The organism is Streptomyces sp. NPDC104371 (genome assembly GCF_055583785.1).
In genome coordinates, this window is the sequence record NZ_JBVJNF010000006.1 from 297,668 (window position 1) to 316,242 (window position 18,575).

At 72.2% G+C, this 18,575-nt stretch carries 15 protein-coding genes; 5 read left to right on the forward strand and 10 right to left on the reverse strand.

What is annotated here, in order from left to right:
- Positions 1 to 225 precede the first annotated feature (225 nt).
- Positions 226 to 1,989 (forward strand): aspartate--tRNA ligase, encoded by a 1,764-nt coding sequence (aspS, locus tag ACZ60T_RS20675; protein ID WP_365628594.1) that lies wholly within the window; start codon positions 226 to 228, stop codon positions 1,987 to 1,989.
- Positions 1,990 to 2,120: 131 nt separating this feature from the next.
- On the opposite strand, the gene ACZ60T_RS20680 is transcribed toward aspS, so the two are convergent.
- Positions 2,121 to 2,471 carry an SH3 domain-containing protein gene (locus tag ACZ60T_RS20680; protein ID WP_469667164.1) on the reverse strand — a complete coding sequence of 117 codons (351 nt, stop codon included), beginning with the start codon at positions 2,469 to 2,471 and terminating at the stop codon, positions 2,121 to 2,123.
- A gap of 333 nt (positions 2,472 to 2,804) precedes the next feature.
- On the opposite strand from ACZ60T_RS20680, the gene ACZ60T_RS20685 reads away from it, so the two are divergent.
- Entirely contained in the window at positions 2,805 to 3,503 is a 699-nt protein-coding gene (locus ACZ60T_RS20685) for a response regulator transcription factor (RefSeq protein ID WP_469667165.1), read from the forward strand.
- A complete protein-coding gene (locus tag ACZ60T_RS20690) occupies positions 3,500 to 5,134 on the forward strand; it encodes a sensor histidine kinase (RefSeq protein WP_469667166.1) in 1,635 nt (544 codons plus the stop codon). Before ACZ60T_RS20685 ends, ACZ60T_RS20690 begins: the two co-directional genes overlap by 4 nt.
- 2 nt (positions 5,135 to 5,136) lie before the next feature.
- Here ACZ60T_RS20690 and ACZ60T_RS20695 read toward each other — a convergent pair whose 3' ends face one another.
- The 9 genes from ACZ60T_RS20695 to ACZ60T_RS20735 form a co-directional block, all read right to left on the reverse strand.
- The gene (locus ACZ60T_RS20695) at positions 5,137 to 6,345 is read right to left on the reverse strand and encodes an ABC transporter permease (RefSeq protein ID WP_469667167.1); all 1,209 of its coding nucleotides are present in this window, start codon (positions 6,343 to 6,345) and stop codon (positions 5,137 to 5,139) included.
- A complete protein-coding gene (locus ACZ60T_RS20700) occupies positions 6,342 to 7,085 on the reverse strand; it encodes an ABC transporter ATP-binding protein (protein WP_469667168.1) in 744 nt (247 codons plus the stop codon). The genes ACZ60T_RS20695 and ACZ60T_RS20700 overlap by 4 nt, the downstream gene beginning before the upstream one ends.
- Positions 7,082 to 8,407: a peptidoglycan-binding protein gene (locus ACZ60T_RS20705; RefSeq protein WP_469667169.1), complete on the reverse strand. Its 1,326-nt coding sequence runs from the start codon at positions 8,405 to 8,407 to the stop codon at positions 7,082 to 7,084. Before ACZ60T_RS20705 ends, ACZ60T_RS20700 begins: the two co-directional genes overlap by 4 nt.
- 16 nt (positions 8,408 to 8,423) lie before the next feature.
- Positions 8,424 to 9,005 carry a hypothetical protein gene (locus tag ACZ60T_RS20710; RefSeq protein ID WP_469667171.1) on the reverse strand — a complete coding sequence of 194 codons (582 nt, stop codon included), beginning with the start codon at positions 9,003 to 9,005 and terminating at the stop codon, positions 8,424 to 8,426.
- A 153-nt stretch (positions 9,006 to 9,158) separates the two neighbouring features.
- Positions 9,159 to 10,874 carry a methionine--tRNA ligase gene (metG, locus tag ACZ60T_RS20715; RefSeq protein WP_469667172.1) on the reverse strand — a complete coding sequence of 572 codons (1,716 nt, stop codon included), beginning with the start codon at positions 10,872 to 10,874 and terminating at the stop codon, positions 9,159 to 9,161.
- A gap of 226 nt (positions 10,875 to 11,100) precedes the next feature.
- On the reverse strand, positions 11,101 to 13,017 hold the full coding sequence (locus tag ACZ60T_RS20720; protein ID WP_469667174.1) for a VWA domain-containing protein: 1,917 nt from the start codon (positions 13,015 to 13,017) through the stop codon (positions 11,101 to 11,103).
- 227 nt (positions 13,018 to 13,244) lie between these two features.
- Positions 13,245 to 14,255, reverse strand: coding sequence for an endonuclease/exonuclease/phosphatase family protein (locus ACZ60T_RS20725; RefSeq protein ID WP_469667175.1), 1,011 nt, complete (start codon positions 14,253 to 14,255; stop codon positions 13,245 to 13,247).
- Positions 14,256 to 14,347: 92 nt separating this feature from the next.
- Positions 14,348 to 15,256 carry a hypothetical protein gene (locus tag ACZ60T_RS20730; RefSeq protein WP_469667177.1) on the reverse strand — a complete coding sequence of 303 codons (909 nt, stop codon included), beginning with the start codon at positions 15,254 to 15,256 and terminating at the stop codon, positions 14,348 to 14,350.
- A gap of 265 nt (positions 15,257 to 15,521) precedes the next feature.
- Positions 15,522 to 16,031, reverse strand: a complete 510-nt coding sequence (locus tag ACZ60T_RS20735) for a hypothetical protein (RefSeq protein WP_469667178.1) — start codon at positions 16,029 to 16,031, stop codon at positions 15,522 to 15,524.
- A gap of 194 nt (positions 16,032 to 16,225) precedes the next feature.
- Between ACZ60T_RS20735 and ACZ60T_RS20740 the strand changes: the two genes are divergently transcribed.
- Both ACZ60T_RS20740 and ACZ60T_RS20745 read left to right on the forward strand, forming a co-directional pair.
- Positions 16,226 to 17,377, forward strand: coding sequence for a PP2C family protein-serine/threonine phosphatase (locus tag ACZ60T_RS20740; RefSeq protein WP_469667365.1), 1,152 nt, complete (start codon positions 16,226 to 16,228; stop codon positions 17,375 to 17,377).
- A 56-nt stretch (positions 17,378 to 17,433) separates the two neighbouring features.
- Positions 17,434 to 18,567 (forward strand): hypothetical protein, encoded by a 1,134-nt coding sequence (locus ACZ60T_RS20745; protein WP_469667179.1) that lies wholly within the window; start codon positions 17,434 to 17,436, stop codon positions 18,565 to 18,567.
- The last annotated feature ends 8 nt before the right edge of the window (positions 18,568 to 18,575 follow it).

Sequence of the window (18,575 nt, forward strand, 5' to 3'; positions counted from 1 at the left end):
TGGGTGCCACCGAAGGTAAGAAGAGAGTGACCTGGGGACGGTTTCGGGTGATATTGGTCGCATTCGGTGGCGTCGGGCGAGATCCGCGGACGGTGGCGCCGAATGAGGAAGAGGCGATCTTGGCCTGGCCGGTAGGCTGGGTGGGTCCGGGCCCTGTCCGCCCGGAGGCGCCGGGGAGAAGCACCCCCGGAAAGACCCCGATCCGTGAAGACTGGATGAACGACGATGCATCGGTACAGGTCCCACACCTGCGGCCAGCTCCGCGCCTCTGACGTCGGCAGCGACGTCCGGCTGAGCGGCTGGCTGCACAATCGGCGCGACCTGGGCGGCATCCTCTTCATCGATCTGCGCGACCACTACGGCATCACGCAGCTCGTCGCCCGTCCGGGCACCCCGGCCTACGCCGCCCTGGACAAGCTGACCAAGGAGTCGACGGTCCGCGTCGACGGCAAGGTCGTCTCCCGCGGCGCCGAGAACGTGAACCCCGACCTGCCCACCGGCGAGATCGAGGTCGAGGTCGGCGAGGTGGAGCTGCTGGGCGCCGCCGCCCCGCTGCCCTTCACGATCAACACCGAGGACGGGGTCAACGAGGAGCGGCGCCTGGAGTACCGCTTCCTCGACCTGCGCCGCGAGCGCATGCACCGCAACATCATGCTGCGCACGGCCGTGATCTCGGCCATCCGCCACAAGATGGTGGCCATGGGCTTCAACGAGATGGCGACGCCGATCCTGTCCGCCACCTCCCCCGAGGGCGCCCGCGACTTCGTCGTGCCCTCCCGGCTGAACCCCGGCCGGTTCTACGCCCTGCCGCAGGCCCCGCAGCAGTTCAAGCAGTTGCTGATGATCTCCGGCTTCGACCGCTACTTCCAGATCGCGCCCTGCTTCCGCGACGAGGACGCCCGCGCCGACCGCTCGCCGGGCGAGTTCTACCAGCTCGACGTCGAGATGAGCTTCGTCGAGCAGGAGGACATCTTCCAGCCGATCGAGAAGCTGATGACGGAGCTGTTCGAGGAGTTCGGCGGCGGCCGGCACGTCACCTCGCCGTTCCCCCGTATCCCGTTCCGCGAGGCGATGGCGAAGTACGGCTCCGACAAGCCGGACCTGCGCGCCAAGCTCGAACTGGTCGACATCACCGACATCTTCGAGGGCTCGGCGTTCAAGGCCTTCGCGGGCAAGCACGTACGCGCCCTGCCGGTGCCGGACGTCGCCGCGCAGCCCCGTAAGTTCTTCGACCAGCTCGGCGAGTTCGCCGTCTCGCTCGGCGCCCAGGGTCTCGCCTGGGTCCGCGTGACCGAGGACGGCTCGCTGACCGGCCCGATCGCGAAGTTCCTGACCGAGGACAACGTCGCCGAGCTGACCAAGCGTCTGTCGCTGGCCGCCGGGCACGCGGTCTTCTTCGGCGCGGGCGAGTTCGACGAGGTCTCGAAGATCATGGGCGCGGTGCGGGTCGAGGCCGCCAAGCGCGCCGGGCACTTCGAGGACGGCGTCTTCCGCTTCTGCTGGATCGTCGACTTCCCGATGTACGAGAAGGACGAGGAGACCGGCAAGATCGACTTCTCGCACAACCCGTTCTCGATGCCGCAGGGCGGTCTTGAGGCGCTGGAGAACCAGGACCCGCTGGACATCCTGGGCTGGCAGTACGACATCGTCTGCAACGGCGTCGAGCTGTCCTCCGGCGCGATCCGGAACCACGAGCCGGAGATCATGCTCAAGGCGTTCGAGATCGCGGGCTACGACCGGGACACGGTCGAGGAGAAGTTCGCGGGCATGCTGCGCGCCTTCCGCTTCGGCGCCCCGCCGCACGGCGGCATCGCGCCCGGCGTCGACCGCATCGTCATGCTGCTGGCCGACGAGCCGAGCATCCGCGAGACGATCGCCTTCCCGCTCAACGGCAACGCCCAGGACCTGATGATGGGCGCGCCGACCGAGCTGGAGGAGGCCCGTCTGCGGGAGCTGCACCTGACGGTGCGCAAGCCGCAGGCCAAGTAGGCCCGGCAGCAGGGCGGTCGAGCGGCCTCGCGACAGAACGACCGGCAGAGGGACCTGGAATCGGCGCCGATTCCAGGTCCCTCTCCGTATGCCCCGCGCTCCTGCGCGGCGGCGTCAGGAAGCCGCGTTCGTCAGCAGGGCACGCCGCTGCCGTAGTCGCTCAGCAGGTCGTCGCGGATCCAGCCGTACACGCCCGTGCTGTCGTTGCGCGCGTAGGTCCAGGTGTAGTCGCCCGCGACCGTGTAGCAGTGGTAGTCGAGCCGGTGCGTGTTGTACGCGATGCCGTTGATCGCGCAGTTCGTGCTGGAGCCGCTGCGCATGTTGGCCCCGTCGGCCGTCTTGTTCCAGGCGCTGCCGTCCTTGTCCGAGACGCCGGTGCCGCACGAGGCGGCTGCCGACGCCGGGGTGGTGGCGAGCGCGATCGGAATGCTCGCGGCCACCGCCACGAGCGCCGGCACAACCGCCGCGAATCTACGCTTCATTGATCCCCCATCATCGATGCTCTTGTGTCGTGTCCGGCCACACAGCGCCCCGCGGTGCCTGGTGCGTGAGTGGCACGAGTACGATTTCGAGCGAATCGAACTGAAGAAATGATTCCGACATGGATGTCTCTTTCTGATTCGTGTTCGGCCAGAATTGGATCGATGGGGGAACAGGACATTCCTGGGGTGATTCCGGCGGGCCGTACAACCATCCGTAGAAGACGGGGAGTTGGCCGAATTCCACCACGCGCCTTCGGTGGATTCCGGAATTCCGATCCCTGAAGTCCCCGAACGCCTCCGGCAGCCTGCGGAATCCCAGTCGAAGGAGTCGCGTTGCCCGCTCGGATACTCGTCGCCGAGGATGACGTGAAACAGGCGCAGCTCATTCGGATCTACCTGGCGCGCGAAGGAAATGACGTCCAGGTCGTGGCCGACGGGCGCTCCGCGATCGAGCGGGCCCGCAGCACGCGGCCCGACCTCATCGTGCTCGACGTGATGATGCCGAACGTCGACGGTCTCGACGTCTGCCGGATCCTGCGCGCCGAGTCCCAGGTGCCGATCCTGCTGCTCACCGCACGCTCCACCGAGGAGGACATGCTGCTCGGCCTCGACCTCGGGGCCGACGACTACATGACCAAGCCCTACAGCCCACGGGAGTTGACCGCCCGGGTCCGGGCCCTGCTGCGGCGCTCGCGCGCCGCCGAGGGCGCGCGGGCGGACGTCCTGACCGCGGGCGACCTGGAGATCGACACGGCCCGCTTCGAAGTACGGGTCGCGGGCGGCCATGTACCCCTCACCGGAAAGGAGTTCGCGATTCTCGCGCTGCTCGCGCAGGAACCCGGACGGGTCTTCACCCGGGCGCAGATCATCGACCGCGTCTTCGGCTTCGACCAGAACGTACTGGAGCGCACGGTCGACGCCCATGTCATGCATATGCGGCGGAAGTTGGAGAAGGGCCGGCCGGGCGCGCGCTATGTCGAGACCGTGTACGGGCGCGGGTACCGGCTCGCGGCGGACGGCGCCGGGCGATGAGCTTCCGGTTACGCGTGCTCGGTCTGCTCGCGCTGATCGCCGTCACCGCCACGGCCGCCACAGCGTGGCTTACGCTCCGTCAGGCGACCAGTCAGATACGGGACTCCGTCGCCGCGGGGCGCGAGGAGGTCGCCCGGATCACCGGCGAACTGCACGCGTACGGCTTCGCGCACGGCACCTGGGACGGGCTGGGCCCCACGGTGGGCGAACTGGCCAAGGACACCGGGCAGCGGATCCGCGTCACCACCGAGACCGAGGTGCTCCTCGTCGACTCCGACGCCCTGGCGGGCCGTACGCCACGGGTCGTCAGCGGGCAGCCCCCCGTCCTGGTCGACCCGCGCCCCGTGCTGCGGTTGCCGTCCGGCCAGGTGCCGCTGGCCTCGGTCAAGCGCACGGTGACCGCGATCGCCGAGTACCGCGCCACCGCCGCCTACGCCGCCTGTCTCACCCGGGCCGGTGCCCGGGTGAGCGCCGAGGCCGACCCCCTCGGCCTGCCCGTGGTGCGCGCCGCCCCGCGCTCGGCGCAGTGCGCGAAGGCGGACCCGAGCAACGATCCGCGGACCGGTGCGGACCACAAGGCCGCGGCGGTGTGCGAGAAGGAACAGCGCTTCACCGCCTGTCTGCAACGGGTCTTCACCGAGCGGACCGCTTCGGTCGCGCCGCCCCGGCTCACCGTGCGCCTCGGCGTCCGCGACGAGTCACCGGCCACCCTCGCCGCGGCGCCCACCGTGGCCGTCGCCGCCGGGGTCGCCCTCGTCGCCCTGTGCGGCGCGCTGCTGCTGAGCCGGGCCGTGCTGCGCCCCGTCCGCGCCCTGACCTCGGCCGCCCGGGGGCTGGGCGAAGGGGAGTCGGAGCGGCGTGTCCCCGTGTCCGGGCGGGACGAGATCGCCGAACTGGGCCGCGCCTTCAACCGGATGGCGGACTCCTTGCAGGCCGCCGAGGAACGGCAGCGCAGGCTGACCGGTGACATCGCCCATGAGCTGCGTACGCCGCTCGCCAACGTGCGCGGCTATCTGGAGGCCATGGTCGACGGCATCGTGGAGCCGACCCCCGAGCTGCTCGCCTCGCTGCACGAGGAGGCCCTGCTCCAGCAGCGGATCGTGGACGACCTCAGGGACCTGGCGCTGGCCGAGGCGGGCGCGCTCACCTACCACCGGGCCACGGTCGACCTCGGCGATCTGCTGGAGGCGTGCCGGACGGCGCATCGTGGCCAGGCCGACACCGCGGGCGTGACGCTCCGGGTGGAGAGCGCGGGCCCCGTCCCGGTCGACGCGGACGCCGACCGGCTGCGGCAGGTCCTCGGCAACCTGGTCGGCAACGCGCTGCGCGCCACCGAGCGGGGCGGCACCGTCACCCTGGCGGCCGTCCGGCGCGGCGCCCGCGCCGTCGTCGAGGTCCGTGACACCGGCAAGGGGATCTCCGCCGACGATCTGCCCCACCTCTTCGACCGCTTCTGGCGGGCGGACCCCTCGCGGGGCCGCGCCACGGGCGGCAGCGGCCTCGGCCTGTCGATCGCCCGCCAGATCGTGACCGACCACGGGGGGACGATCGCGGTACGCAGCACGGTGGGGGTGGGGACGACGTTCACGGTCACGCTCGACGCGGCCGGGGAGCCGGTGGCCGACGGCTGACCTCAGGGACCGGCCAGGGCCTGCGTCGGGGCCAGGCGGCCGGCCCGCACCGCCGGGTACAGGCCCGCCAGCGCGCCGATCGCCAGCGTGACGCCGACACCGGCCGCGGTCGCCCACAGCGGCACCTCGGTCGGCCAGTCCCGTACGGCGGCGAACGCGGCGGTGATCGCTGTGCCCAGTACGGTGCCGCCGAGTCCGCCCAGCGCGGACAGCAGCAGCGACTCGGCGACGAACTGGCCCCTGATCTGGCCACTGGTGGCGCCGAGCGCGCGACGCAGTCCGATCTCGGGGCGTCTCTCCAGCACCGAGATGACCATCGTGTTGCCGACCCCCACCCCGCCCACCAGGAGCGCGACCGAGCCGAGGCCGAGCAGCAGCCCGGTCAGCGTGGACTCGGTGGCCTCGCGGGCGGCCAGCGCGTCGGAGGGCCGGGAGACCAGTACCCCGCTCGGCTTCTCCGGGTTGGCCGTGGCGGCGAGGACGGCGCGGACCGCACCGACCCGGTCGTCGCGGGCCCGTACGTACACGGTGGACGGGCGGCCGTCGAAGCCCAGGTACGTCCGGGCCGCCCCGCGGCCGACCAGCGCCGAGTTGTCGAGCTCCGGGGCGAGCGCCACCGGTTCGAGGACGCCCACCAGGGAGAACCACTGCCCGCCCAGCCACACCCGGTTCCCTGGGGTGTAGACGTCGAGCCTGCGGGCCGCCTGGGCGCCGAGCACCACCGCCGGGTACGTCTGCGTGGCCGGGTCCAGCCAGCGGCCGATACGGACCGTGCCGCCCACGGCGGGCAGCAGCCCCGGATCCGCGGCGGCCACCGCCACGCTGCCGGTCCGTCCGGCGGGGATATGGCGGTTGCGGTAGACGGCGGCGCCCTTGACCTCGCCGACCGCCGCCACCTGCCGTACCGGGCCGATACGGCGGATCATCGCCGCCGCCTCCTGCGGCAGCCGGGTCGTCGTACCGTCCGGGGCCTGGCCGGGCGCGACCCGCAGCATGTTCGTGCCGAGCGCGTCGAGTCTGCGGTCGACCTCGGCGCGGCTGGAGCTGGAGATGCCGACGACGGCGACCATGGCGGCCACCCCGATGGCGATGCCCAGCGCCGACAGGAACACCCGAAGGGGCCGGGTACGCAACCCGGTGCCGCCGAGGCGCAGGAAGTCGGCGGGCCGCAGCCGGGCCGGGCGCAGCGCGCTCCGCTGCCGTCGGCTCATCCGAGGCCTCCCGCAGAGGACGACGGGGACGCGGCGGGGACCGCGGTGTCGGCGATGATCCGGCCGTCCCGCATCTCCACCCGGCGGTCGAACGCCCCGGCCAGTTCCCGGTCGTGGGTGATGACGACGACCGTGGTGCCCGAGGCGTGCAGTTCGCGCAGCAGGGTGAGCACGGCCGCGCCGGAGACCGAGTCGAGGTTGCCCGTCGGCTCGTCGGCGAGCAGCAGCGTCGGTTCGCCGATCACGGCACGGGCGACGGCGGCGCGCTGCCGTTCGCCGCCGGACAGTTGATGCGGAAGGTGGCCGAGCCGGTGGTCGAGCCCCACCCGGGACAGGGCCCGCGCGGCCCGTCGTCGCCGTTCGCGCAAGGGGACGCCCGCGTACAGCAGCCCGTCGGCGACGGTGTCCAACACCGGTACGCCGACGGCCAGATGGAACTGCTGGAACACGAACCCGATGCGCTGCGCGCGCAGCGCGGACAGTTCGCGGTCGGACAGCTCCGCGACCTCGTGACCGTCGATCGCGATCCGGCCCGCGGACGGGCGGTCGAGGGTGCCCATGAGATGCAGCATCGTGGACTTGCCTGACCCGGACGGCCCGACCACACACACGAGTTCGCCGTACCGGACGGTCAGATCGACCCCGTCGACCGCTCTCACCCCGCCGGGATACGCCTTGGCCACCCCCGCGAACGCGACGACCGGTCCACGGGTGTCCGCCGCGGCTGCGTCTGCCGTCACTCGGGGATCCTCACCTTCATGCCCTCGCGCAGATCGGGGCCGCTCACCTCGACCTTGCCGGCCGCGAACAGACCGGTCTTCACCGCCACGAAGCGGCCCGGCTCGCCCTCGCTCCGGCCGCCGTTCCCCTCACCCGCGGGCTCCAGGCCGTAGCCGCCCTCGGCGAGCGCGGTCAGGGCGGCGACCGGGACGGTCAGGACGTCCTTGCGCTGCTTGACCGTGTAGCGGACGGTGACCGGACCGCTCTGGAGCCTGCCCAGCGAGGCCCGTTCACCGAAGGTGATCACCACGGCGACGGTGGCCACCTTGCCGTCCGATCCGCCGCCGTCCGACCCGCTGTCGCCACCTGCGGCGGGCTTCCCGCCCTCGGCGCCGTCGGTACCGGACGCGGTGGCGTCCGAACCCAGGCTCGCCACGGTGCCCTGAACCGTGTGCCCGTCCGGCAGGTCCACGGTGACCTTGCCGCCGCGCCGCGCCCAACTCGTCTCGTCCGCGCGGGCGTTCACGGTGACCATGCGCGAGGTGCTGGTGTAGGTCACCGGACTGCCGGAGACCGCGTCGCCGACCCGGACACTCGTACCGGCGATCCGGACCGGGCCGGGCGCGTACACGACGTCGCCGACGCCGACCCGGCCGGTCTGCGGCAGCCCGAGGTCCTTCTGCCAGCGCTTGACCGCGTTCGCGGTCAGTTCGGTGTACGACTCGTCGACGGTGAAGCCCGAGTAGCCGAGCGCGCTGAGGTTCGTCTCGAACTGCTTGACGTCCATGCCGTGCAGGGGCGTCGCCGGGGCGGGGGCCTGCGTCGGCGCCGGGGGCGCCGGGGAGTCCGAAGATTCCGGGGCCTTCGTCGACTTCGAGGAGTCCGGGGAGTCCGGGGACTCCGAAGTCTTCGTCGCATCAGGGGACTTCGGGGGCGCCACGACCCCGAGCCCCCGGTACATCGGCAGGCTGCCGTAGAGCAGGACCACCGGCCGGTCGTCGACGCGCAGTACGGTGCCGCCCCGTCGTACGACGCTGCCGGTGGCGGGCAGTTCGGTCACCGTTCCCTGCGCCTTGACGGGGAACGGGACCTCCGGGCCGTGGCCGAGCTGACCGTCGATCTCGGTCTGGTCGGTCAGCGTGGCCCGCGTGACCTGGACGGTCCGTCCGCCGCGACCGGGTGCCTTGTCGTCTCCACCGCCGCCTCCGCCGAGGCCCAGCGCACCGATCGTGCTCACCACGGCGACCAGCAGGAAGCCGACCATGACGAGGAGCGGACCGCGCCGTCCGCGCTCCGCCGAAGGCTCCGGGGTGCCGGTGTGCGTGTTCTTCGTGACGTCCATCGATCGCCCCGGCCGGTCAGCCCTGAGGCGTCGGGGCGTCGGCCGGCACACCGATGATCGACGCGCACGCGCGCGTGGCCCGCTTGGCGCCCGCCGACGTCGAGTCCCAGGTGACGTCCCGGAAGTGACCGGTCTCGTCGGTGTCGGGGAAGTCCGGAGCGCCGTGCTCCTGCATACAGGAGGCGTACTTCTCGTTCTTGCCGATCTCGTCCTTGGACAGCTCCGGCTGCTGGGCCCGCTCCACACTCTCCGGGACCGGCACGCTCAACTCGGCGCACTTCTCCTGGGCCTTGAGCGCCTTCGGATCCCGCTTCCACTTCGACTGGTCGCCGAGGTCGACCCTGCCGTGCGCGTCCGGGTCAGGTGCGTCGAGACCGGCGCCGCGCAGACAGCCGACCCACTTGCGCTGTGCCTCGATGTAGTCGGACAGCTCGCCGGAGGAGTTCCCGGACGATCCGGCGGACGGCTTGCGGCTCCCCGCGGACGCGACCTCGTCATCACCCCCGCCGCCACTCCCGCAACCGGCCACGGCCAGCGCCACCGCCGCCGCCGTCCCCGCCAGCCACACCCGGCTCCGGGCCCGCCCCCATGCGCTCATCACCATCGGCTCCCCGCGTCCGTCGCCGCCGGGCCTGCTCCGGCCCGGCGACGACGACGGTAGAACCGCGGCTATGAAGAACCGATGAAGAACTCATCAAGAACTCTTCGGCTCGCGAACTCCTCGGCGCGAGAGCTCTGCCGCTCTTGAGGGTCAGCCCTCGGTGCCGCCGAAGCGTTCCTTGTACGTCTCCAGGTCCTCGTCCGTGAGCTTGGCGAACAGGACCGGCGGGACCGTGAAGGGCGTGCCGGGGGCCACCGCGGTCAGGGACTTCGCCTCGTCGGGCGTGACCCAGCTCGCCGTGTCGTCCGGCAGGGCGAACGCCGCGCGCATCGTCGCCGCCGTGGCGGGGATGAACGGCTCGGAGACCACCGCGTAGAGGTGGATCAGGTTCATCGCCGTGCGCAGGGTGAGGGCCGCGCCGTCCTTGTCGGTCTTGATCTCCAGCCAGGGGGCCTTCTCCTCCAGGTAGGAGTTGCCCGCCGACCAGAGCGCGCGCAGCGCCGCCGCCGCCTTGCGGAACTGGAGCGCCTCCATGTGCTCCTCATACTCGGCGAGGAGCCGCGCGATCTCCTCGCCCAGCTTCGCCTCCGGCTCGCCCGGCGTACCGCCGTCGGGGACCTCCTCGCCGAAGCGCTTCTTGGAGAAGGACAGGACGCGGTTGACGAAGTTGCCGAGGGTGTCGGCGAGGTCCTTGTTGACCGTGGCCGTGAAGTGCTCCCAGGTGAACGACGAGTCGTCCGACTCCGGCGCGTTGGCGATCAGGAAGTAGCGCCAGTAGTCGGCCGGGAGGATGTCCAGGGCCTGGTCGGTGAAGACGCCCCGCTTCTGGGAGGTGGAGAACTTACCGCCGTAGTACGTCAGCCAGTTGAAGGCCTTGACGTAGTCGACCTTCTTCCACGGCTCGCGCACGCCGAGCTGCGTGGCCGGGAACATCACCGTGTGGAACGGGACGTTGTCCTTCGCCATGAACTGCGTGTAGCGGACGGTGTCGTCCGCCTCGTACCACCAGGACTTCCAGTCCCGGTTCTCCGGGGCCTGGTCCGACCACTCCTTCGTCGCGCCGATGTACTCGATCGGGGCGTCGAACCAGACGTAGAAGACCTTGCCCTCCGCCGCCAGCTCCGGCCAGGTGTCCGCGGGGACCGGGACGCCCCAGTCCAGGTCGCGGGTGATCGCCCGGTCGTGCAGGCCCTCGGTCAGCCACTTGCGGGCGATCGAGGAGGCCAGGTGCGGCCAGTGCCGCTCGTGGCGGGCGACCCACTCCTCCACCTCGTGCTGGAGCTTGGACTGGAGGAGGAAGAGGTGCTTGGTCTCCCTGACCTCCAGGTCCGTGGCGCCGGAGATGGCGCTGCGCGGGTCGATCAGGTCCGTGGGGTCGAGGACCCGGGTGCAGTTCTCGCACTGGTCGCCGCGGGCCTTGTCGTAGCCGCAGTGGGGGCAGGTGCCCTCCACGTAGCGGTCGGGGAGGAAGCGGCCGTCCGTGGGCGAGTACACCTGGCGGATCGAGCGTTCCTCGATGAAGCCGTTCTCGTGCAGCTTGCGGGCGAAGTGCTGCGTGATCTCGACGTTCTCGGGGCTGGAGCTGCGGCCGAAGTAGTCGAAGGAGAGCGCGAAGCCGTCGTAGACCGCCTTCTGGGCGTCATGGGCCTGCGCGCAGAACGTGTCCACCGGGATGCCCTGCTCCTTGGCGGCCAGCTCGGCGGGGGTGCCGTGCTCGTCCGTCGCGCAGATGTACAGGACGTCGTGGCCACGCTGGCGGAGGTACCGGGAGTACACGTCCGCCGGGAGCATGGACCCCACCATGTTGCCCAGGTGCTTGATCCCGTTGATGTACGGAAGGGCGCTGGTGATGAGGTGTCGAGCCATCGCGGGCTGCTCCCAAGTCGCTACGCGGGGTGACGATCAATCGGATTTTCGGGTCGGCTGGATCGTCTACGAACCTTGAAATCGTAGCCGACATGGGTACGCCGCCCGCGTCCCGTTTTATGAGCTGAGAAGCCCGGCGCTCCTGAGGGGGCTTGTACGGCTGCCTCAGGAGGCCTTGGGGGTGGGACGCGGGCGGCGTATGGCCGAGGGCTTACGAGCTACGGGCTCACGGGCGCCAGTTCGCCAGTACGCCCTCGTAGACCTCCGTGTCGGTGAGTTCCCGGGGGGTCTCGCCGGCGAGGAAGTGTGCCGTGTTGGCGGCCTTGAGCTTGCGGAGGTAGTCGAAGGCCTTGTGCTCCGGGTCACCGAAGGCGACGAAGGAGAAGAAGACGGCGGGGTGGTTCTTCGCGGCGGCCGTGAGCGCCTGGGTGGCGGGCGTCCTGGTGTCCGGGGCGCCGTCCGTCTGGAAGATCACCAGGGCGGGCAGGGCCGGGTCCGAGGACTGCTCGTGGTGGGCGACGACCGCGTCCACCGCCGCGTGGTAGCTGGTGCGGCCCATGCGACCGAGGGCCGAGTGGAGTTCGTCGATCTTGTTCTCGTGCGCGGCGAGGGTGAGTTCGCCGGTGCCGTCCAGGTCGGTGGAGAAGAACACGACGTGGACCGAGGCCTCGGGGTCGAGGTGCGCGGCGAGAGCGAGGGCCTGCTCACCGAGGGCCTGCGCGGAGCCGTCCTTGTAGTACGGGCGCATGGACGCGGAACGGTCCAGCACGAGGTACACCTTGGCCCGCGCACCGGCGAACTCGCGCCGACCGAGCACGGCACCGGCGGCCTGGTAGGCGGTGGCGAGCCCGGGGGCGAGGGAGGTGACGCGGTCGTGGGGGACGGCGGGCTGAGCCGCGCCGTCCGCGACGGGGCTCTGAGGCTGGGGCTCAGCTTCGGGCGCGGCTGCCACGTCGGCCGTGACCTGCGGCTCGGGCTCGGGGGTGGGCTCCGGCTCCGTGGGCTGCGGCGCGGCGTCCGTGGCGGGCTCGGGTTCGAGGGTCGTCTCGGTCGAGGCTTGCGGCTCGGGGTCGGCCGTGACCTCAGCGGTGGGCTCGGGCTCCGGTGCGTCCGCCACCTCGGGCTCGGGCTGCGGCTCGGGGTCTGCGTTGGTCTCAGCTTCGGGCTGCGGGGTCGTGGTCTCCGGTGCCTGGGTGGCCTCGGGTTCCGGGTCCGTGGGCTCCGACTCGGGGGTGACGTCGATCTGGGGTTCGGGCTCCGCCGAGACCTCGGCGGTGGGCTGCGGCTCCGGGGTGTTCGCCGTCTCCGGTTCGGATGCGGGCTCGGGCTCCGGGCTCGCCTCTGCCGTGGCCTCCGACTCCAGGGTGGGCTCGGCCTGCGGTTCGTCCGCGGCTTCGGGCTCGGCTTCTGCGGTGACCGTCGTCTGCGGTTCGGGCTCCGCCATGGCCTCAGCGGTGGGCTGCGGCTCGGGGTCGGTGCTCGTCTCCGCCGCGGGCTGCGGGTTCGTGGCCTCCGGCTCCGGGGTGGTCTCGGCCTGCGGTTCAACGGCGGCTTCCGGCGTGGCCGTGACCTCGGTCTGCGGTTCGTCCGCGGTGGCCGTCGTCTGCGTCTCAGGCTGGGTGGCCTCGGGTTCCGGGGCCGTGGCCTGCGGCTCGGGGGCGACGTCGGCCTCGGGCTTCGGGCTCTCCTCGGCCTTGGGCTGCGGCTCGGGGTCCGCGCTCGTCTCCGGTTCCGGGTCGGCCTCGGTTACGGGCTCGGTCTCTTCCTTGGACTGCGGTCCCGTGGCCTCCCGTTCGGGGCCGGCCTTGGACTCAGACTCGGGCTCCGATTCCGGGGTGACGTCTGCCTGCGGCTCGGGCTGCGGTTCAACCGTGGCTTCCGGATCCGTCGCAGGCGAGGCCTGGCGCGGCACCGTCACGTTCTCGAAGGCCGCCTTCACCAGCTCGTGTTCCTGCGCCCCCGGCGCCTCCGCCTCCGACTCCGGCGACTGTTCCGGGATGTCGGCCGCGGGCTCCGTGACGGGCGGCTCCGGTTCTGCCGTTGCCACCGGCGAGGTGGTCGGCTCCTCCGAGGGCTCCCCCTCGGCGGCGCGACCCTTGCGTGAGCGGCCGAACGCGTTCCGCAGGAGAGTGAGAATGCCCATGTGCGCAACCCTTCGCATGAGGTGAAGCCCGTCAATCCCTGGCCAGGACGGACACGTAAGGTTAGCGGCCACGGGCAGTGATCTTGGGCAGGGTCCAACCATCGGAAGCGCCCGATGTCAACACCACGATCCCGCCACCGCCGATCTCGCACTCCCTCCCGCCGCCCCCGAGGCCACCGCTGCCACCTCTTCGGCGCAACTCCCCCCGCCCCCAGCAGGCCGAACGCCTACCCGCGCTGACGTAGCGTCAGATCCACGAGCAGCGCGCGGTGGTCGGTGTCGGCGATGTCCAGGAAGCGGGCCGAGTTCACCGAGAAGTCCTCGCGCGAGACGAGGACATGGTCGATCTGCACGCCCAACGGCGAAGGGACGTGGGCGGGCCAGGAGGGCGTACGGGCGCTGTCGGTGATCCGGGCGCTGTCGTGCAGGCCGGTGTCGAGGATGCGGCGGAACTCGGCATGGTCCTGGGATGCGTTGAAGTCGCCGGCGAGGATCGTCGGGGTGTCGCCACCGGCCGCAGCGTAGGAGCGCAGTGCTCCCAACTCGCGGTGCCACAGCGCCAGTTGACCCATCAGCGGAGGCATGGGGTGCGCGAGTTGGAGGCGTACGCGGTGTCCGCGGACGTCGGCGACGGCGCCCGGCATCCCCATGGTGCCGGGCACGCCGGACGCGGCCTTCAGCGGGAACCGGCTGAGCAGGACCGAGCCGTCGGAACCGGCGCCCTCGACCGCCTGCCGGTAGCGGTAGACGCCGTCCGGGCCGCCGAAGGTCTGTCGCAGCGTGGCCGAGCAGTGGTGCTCGCACTCCTCGACGAACACGATGTCGGGGCGTTCACGGCGGATCGCGGTCACGAGAGCGGCGGTGCCCCGGCCGTACTGCACATTGGACGTCAGCACGCGGAACTCGGCGAGCGGCGTGCCGGTGGGTTCGTCGCTCTTGCCGTACGGCTCCATGAACCACGCGAGCGGCGCGAGGACGAGGACGCCCCAGGCCAGGCCGGTGCGCCAGCGGGCGAGCAGGGCGAACAGCAGGGCGACGCCGACCGGGGCGATCAACCAGGGGAGGAACGCGAGCAGTTGGGGGACGGGGCTGATCGCGTCGGTGTCGGCGGCGCGACAGCCGACGACGGCGCTCACCCCCGCGAGCAGCACCCCGGCGAACCAGGCGGCCACGGTCCGCCCCCGGGACCGGTGCCCGGTAGTGGTCGGCTCGGTCCCCTGCGCGGTCGCCGTCTCCACGTACGTACCGCCTTCCCTCGGTGGCCTGGGGTCCGCATCTTCCCCCAAGGACGGGGCGGGCGGGGAGAGGGTTGCCGGACCCGGCAGGCCGGTCAGGCCTGTACGCGCTCCGTCCCCTCCGTCCCTTCCGTCGCGACCGCGTCGTCCCCCGCCGCCGCGCGCCGTCGGCGGAGGATCAGGCCGGTGACCCAGGCGCCCAGGGCGACCGCGAGGCCGAGCGCCAACAGCAGCCAGGAGACGGTGCGGAGGGAGTGGGTGAGCGCGTCGTAGACCGCCCCCGCGGCCGGTTGCGAGACGCCCGCCGGGAGGTCCCGGAGCGTCATCCGGCGGCCCACCTCGATCGCGACGACGAGCAGCCCGGCGCCCAGTGCCGTGCCGAGACCGGTCACGAGCACCGCCCGGCGGCGGCACACGGCGACGAGGATGCCGGTCAGCGCGAAGCCGACCGCCGCGCCGGGCAGCCAGAAGCCGGTGACCTCGAGCACGTGGAACCCCTTCCGCAGCTTCGTCAGATCCTCGGCCTCGAGCAGGGTGATCTCCGTGTGCGCCACGGGGATACGGCCCGCGAACGGCACGTGGTCGTCGGTCAGTCGGCGCTTCAGCCGCTCGGTCGCGGGAGCGAGGTCGATGATCACCGGGTGGTCGTCGTCCCCGCGCAGGGCACGGATCACGGCGTCGTGGGCGGTGAGGTTCGCGGTGTCCCAGGCGCTGCGGAAGGCGTCGGTGTCGGTGAACGAACGCACCGCGTCGTGCACGAAGGCGTGCACGGAGCCCTGGAGGGGCTGCCCGACGTGCACTTCGCGCATGATGCCGTCGGTGACGGCGGCGGCGATGGCGTCCTGGACCCCGGCGTCGGAGACCAGCGGCTCGGTGGTGGCGGCGTAGCGCGCGCCGTCCTCGATGCCGTACGTCGACCACACGGCGAGGACGCCCAGTGGTGCGAGCAGACAGGCGAGGCCGACGAGCACGGCGGAGAGCACGCTCCGGACACGTTGGGACACGCCCTCAGCGAATCGCGCCGCCCCACGACCGGCGAGCCGATCGCCTGCAAACGGGTGGGGGTGGCGAACAGGGCCCGCCGCGCTCTCCGGTGGAGGCTTCACCCGAACGGGTGTTACCTGGTGAGGGGAGGGCTGCCGGTCCCCGGGAGCGGGTCCCGGGGCGGGTGAGTGAGGGAGACGCATGAGGCCCCGACGTCGGCTCGGCCGATACGCCGGGGTCTCGTGCGCCGGACCCGACGGGCAACCACCGGCCCCGACGGGCAACTCACCGCGCCGCGCGCCAACCCGCCCGCTCCTCCGGTCTCTTCGGCTCGTGCGTGTAGTAGCGGTAGTAGTTGAGCAGGAACACGGCCGCGGCGATCACGAGTCCCAGGCCCACCGTGCTGAACACGCTGTGGCCGCTCTGGCTGAACAGGAAGCCGATTGCGATGCCCGCGAACATCGCCCACAGCAGCGCGTGCTGTCCGCGTCGCATATGCCGTGTCGCGAAGAACAGGGCGATGCTCACCACCGCGAACACGAGCGCGGTCATGAAGCCGAAGAGGATGTTCCAGCCCGTGAGCGGGCCGCCGTGGCGCCGGGTGGTCGCGGCCCAGTAGCCGTAGACGAGACCGAGGACGACGGGCACCGCGAACCGCCCGACGGCGTGCGTCCGCCGGTCGAAGAGGTCGGGCGGGCGCTGTGCCGTGGTCATGCCGGGGTATCTCGTGACCCTGCCGGGGGATCTGGTGACGGGTGTGCGTGCTGTCCCCGAGGCGCGTGCCGCGTGAGCCATGAGAGCACTCCTCTCTCCTCGTTCCCGCCCTCCAGAGCACACCTGGCCGGGGCGGTCGGCAAGTCGGGATGCGGGGCCACGGGGGCCGTGTTTCGCTGGGGCACATGAGGATCGAGCTGCTCGGGGCGACGGCTCCACGCGCCCGCGTGCCGGGCGCGTCCTGATGAACGGCGGCGCCGGGTGCCCATCTGTCGATCACCGCACGACCGGCCCGAGGACCGCAGCCAGGACGGGACCGTGGGCACAGCGTCACCTGGCTCCTGCCGCTCGCGCTGCTTCTGATCATCGCGCTGCTCGACTGGACCATGGCCGGCGGGTTCCGGACCATCTCCTGGGTCGTGCTGGCCCCGGCCATCGCCGCCGCCCTCTGCGGGGTGTGGGGCACGGTGGGCGCCGCCGTGCTGGCCGCCGCCGTCTACGAGGTCGAGGACCACACCTGGCCGCACGAGCTGCGGACCGGGCTGCCCGGCTTCATCCTGGTCGTCGTGGGCGGCGCGCTCGCCGTGCTGGCCTGCGTGGTCCGGGTGCGCGGCGAGCGGCGCATGGTGCATATGCAGGACCTGGTCGAGATCACCCGGCACACGGTGCTGCGCCCGCTGCCGGACGGCTGGGGCGGCCTCGACCAGGCCGCGGTCTACCTCGCCGCCGACAGCGTCGCCCGCGTCGGCGGCGACTTCTACGACATCCAGCCCGGCCCGCAGGGCACCCGGGTCGTGCTCGGCGACGTCCAGGGCAAGGGGCTCGGCGCCGTCACCGCCGCCCTGGCGCTGCTCGGCACCTTCCGCGAGGCGGCGTACCACGAGCCCGCCCTCGACGTGCTCGCCCAGCGGCTGGAGCTGCGCATGGAGCGGCATGTGCGCTACCGCGTGGGCCTCGGCTACCAGGACGACCCGCGCTTCACCACCCTCGTGCTGGTCGCCTTCCCCCCGGCCGACAGCTCGTACGTGGAGGTCGTCAACTTCGGGCACGAACCGCCGCTGGTGGTGGCCCCCGACGGCGTACGGCCGCTGCCGCCGGGGGACGGGCTGCCGCTGGGCCTCGCCGACCTGAGCGACGAAGGACTGCCGCCCGTACGGCGCGTACCGCTCGCACTCGGCGAGACGCTGCTGCTGGTCACGGACGGGGTCTCCGAGGCGCGCGACGCCGCCGGGGAGTTCTTCCCGCTGCTGGAACGGGTGGCCGAAGCGGTCGCCGAGGACCCGCGGGCCGTCGAGCCGGGCCCGCTGGTCCGCCTCGTCCGCGACGGCACCCTGCGGCACTGCGCGGGCTACCTCGACGACGACACGGCGATCCTCGCGGTACGCCGATCCCGAGCAGCGGAGGCGAGTGAGCACGGAGGCGAGTGAGCGCACAGACGCAGCGGTTACGGTGCTGATGTACGTGGTCGATCGGGGAGGCAACGATGCCCGGAACCGTGCTGCTGCTCGCGGCGTCACCGGCGGGCAAGGGGAGCCTGGTGGACGCGACGTCCGTGCTCCCGGTGCTCGCCGCGGTCACCCCGCCCGTGCTGTCCGGGACCGACACGGCGAACGTGGTCGCACTCGCCGACCCCCTGGAGCCGCAGGCCGTTCTGACCTGGCTGCGGAGCGCCGCGACCGCCCCCGGCCCGCTGACGGTGTTCCTCACCGGGCAGCTCCAGCTCGACCGCCGCCAGCGTCTGCCGCATCTGGCGCTGGCCCGCACCACCCCGGCCACGGTCCGCTGCACCGGCTTCCCCTGGCACTGGTTCCGGGAGGAACTGCGGCTGCGTACGCCCGGTACGACCATGGTGTTCGCGGATCTGCACGCGGACGCGGAGACCTGGCGGGCCCGGCACGCGCTCTCCCTCGACTGCGGCCCCGGGGTCGCCCTCTACGGCCGCTTCGGCCCGCCGCCACCGCGCCGCACGCGGGCGACCCCGGTGTACACGAAGGCGCTGGCGACGATCCTGCGCAGCGGCCATCGGCCGGAACCGGCGGCCCTCCACCGCCAGGCCCTGGCACGGGCGTTCGCGAAGGGCCGCACGCCCGACGAGCTGATCCTCAGCCCCGACGAGCAGGCGACGGACGGGAGTTGGGCCTCCTCCCGGACGTCACCCCCAGCCACGCCCCCGTCCACGCCCCCAGACCCGCACAGCGCCCTCACGGCTGCCGTCCGGGAGGGTCGGCACGCCGACGCGGCGGCGCTCGCGGCGCGGTGGGAGGAGGCCGCGGTGCGCGAGCGCGGGCCCGGCTCCGAGGAGGCGCTGCACTGGGGCGAGGTCGGCGCCGACCTCGCGATGCTCGCGGGGGACGCCGGTCGCAGTTGCCGGGCCTGGCTGGCGGTGGCCGCCGCCCGGCTGGACGCCGGTCAGCACCCCGAGGACCCGGCCGTGGAGGCCGCCGTCGACCGCGCCCACCACCAGTGGAGCCGCCTGAGCGATCCGGCCCTGGCCTGCGAACTGGGGCCCGCCCTGGCGGACTTGCGCGCGCGGGTGCCGGGCCGCCGCGAGGGCGCGCTCCGGCATGTGCGCATGCGGCTGGAGGAGTTGAGGCAGACCCAGCACGTGCCGGGGTAGACGCCCGA

Coding starts and splice junctions, on each gene's coding strand:
- ACZ60T_RS20690 (WP_469667166.1), top strand. CDS start 3,500: ATGAGCTTCCGGTTACGCGTGCTCGGTCTGCTCGCGCTGATCGCCGTC.
- ACZ60T_RS20680 (WP_469667164.1), bottom strand. CDS start 2,471: ATGAAGCGTAGATTCGCGGCGGTTGTGCCGGCGCTCGTGGCGGTGGCC.
- ACZ60T_RS20745 (WP_469667179.1), top strand. CDS start 17,434: ATGCCCGGAACCGTGCTGCTGCTCGCGGCGTCACCGGCGGGCAAGGGG.
- ACZ60T_RS20720 (WP_469667174.1), bottom strand. CDS start 13,017: ATGGGCATTCTCACTCTCCTGCGGAACGCGTTCGGCCGCTCACGCAAG.
- ACZ60T_RS20705 (WP_469667169.1), bottom strand. CDS start 8,407: ATGGACGTCACGAAGAACACGCACACCGGCACCCCGGAGCCTTCGGCG.
- ACZ60T_RS20735 (WP_469667178.1), bottom strand. CDS start 16,031: ATGGCTCACGCGGCACGCGCCTCGGGGACAGCACGCACACCCGTCACC.
- ACZ60T_RS20710 (WP_469667171.1), bottom strand. CDS start 9,005: ATGAGCGCATGGGGGCGGGCCCGGAGCCGGGTGTGGCTGGCGGGGACG.
- ACZ60T_RS20695 (WP_469667167.1), bottom strand. CDS start 6,345: ATGAGCCGACGGCAGCGGAGCGCGCTGCGCCCGGCCCGGCTGCGGCCC.
- metG (WP_469667172.1), bottom strand. CDS start 10,874: ATGGCTCGACACCTCATCACCAGCGCCCTTCCGTACATCAACGGGATC.
- aspS (WP_365628594.1), top strand. CDS start 226: ATGCATCGGTACAGGTCCCACACCTGCGGCCAGCTCCGCGCCTCTGAC.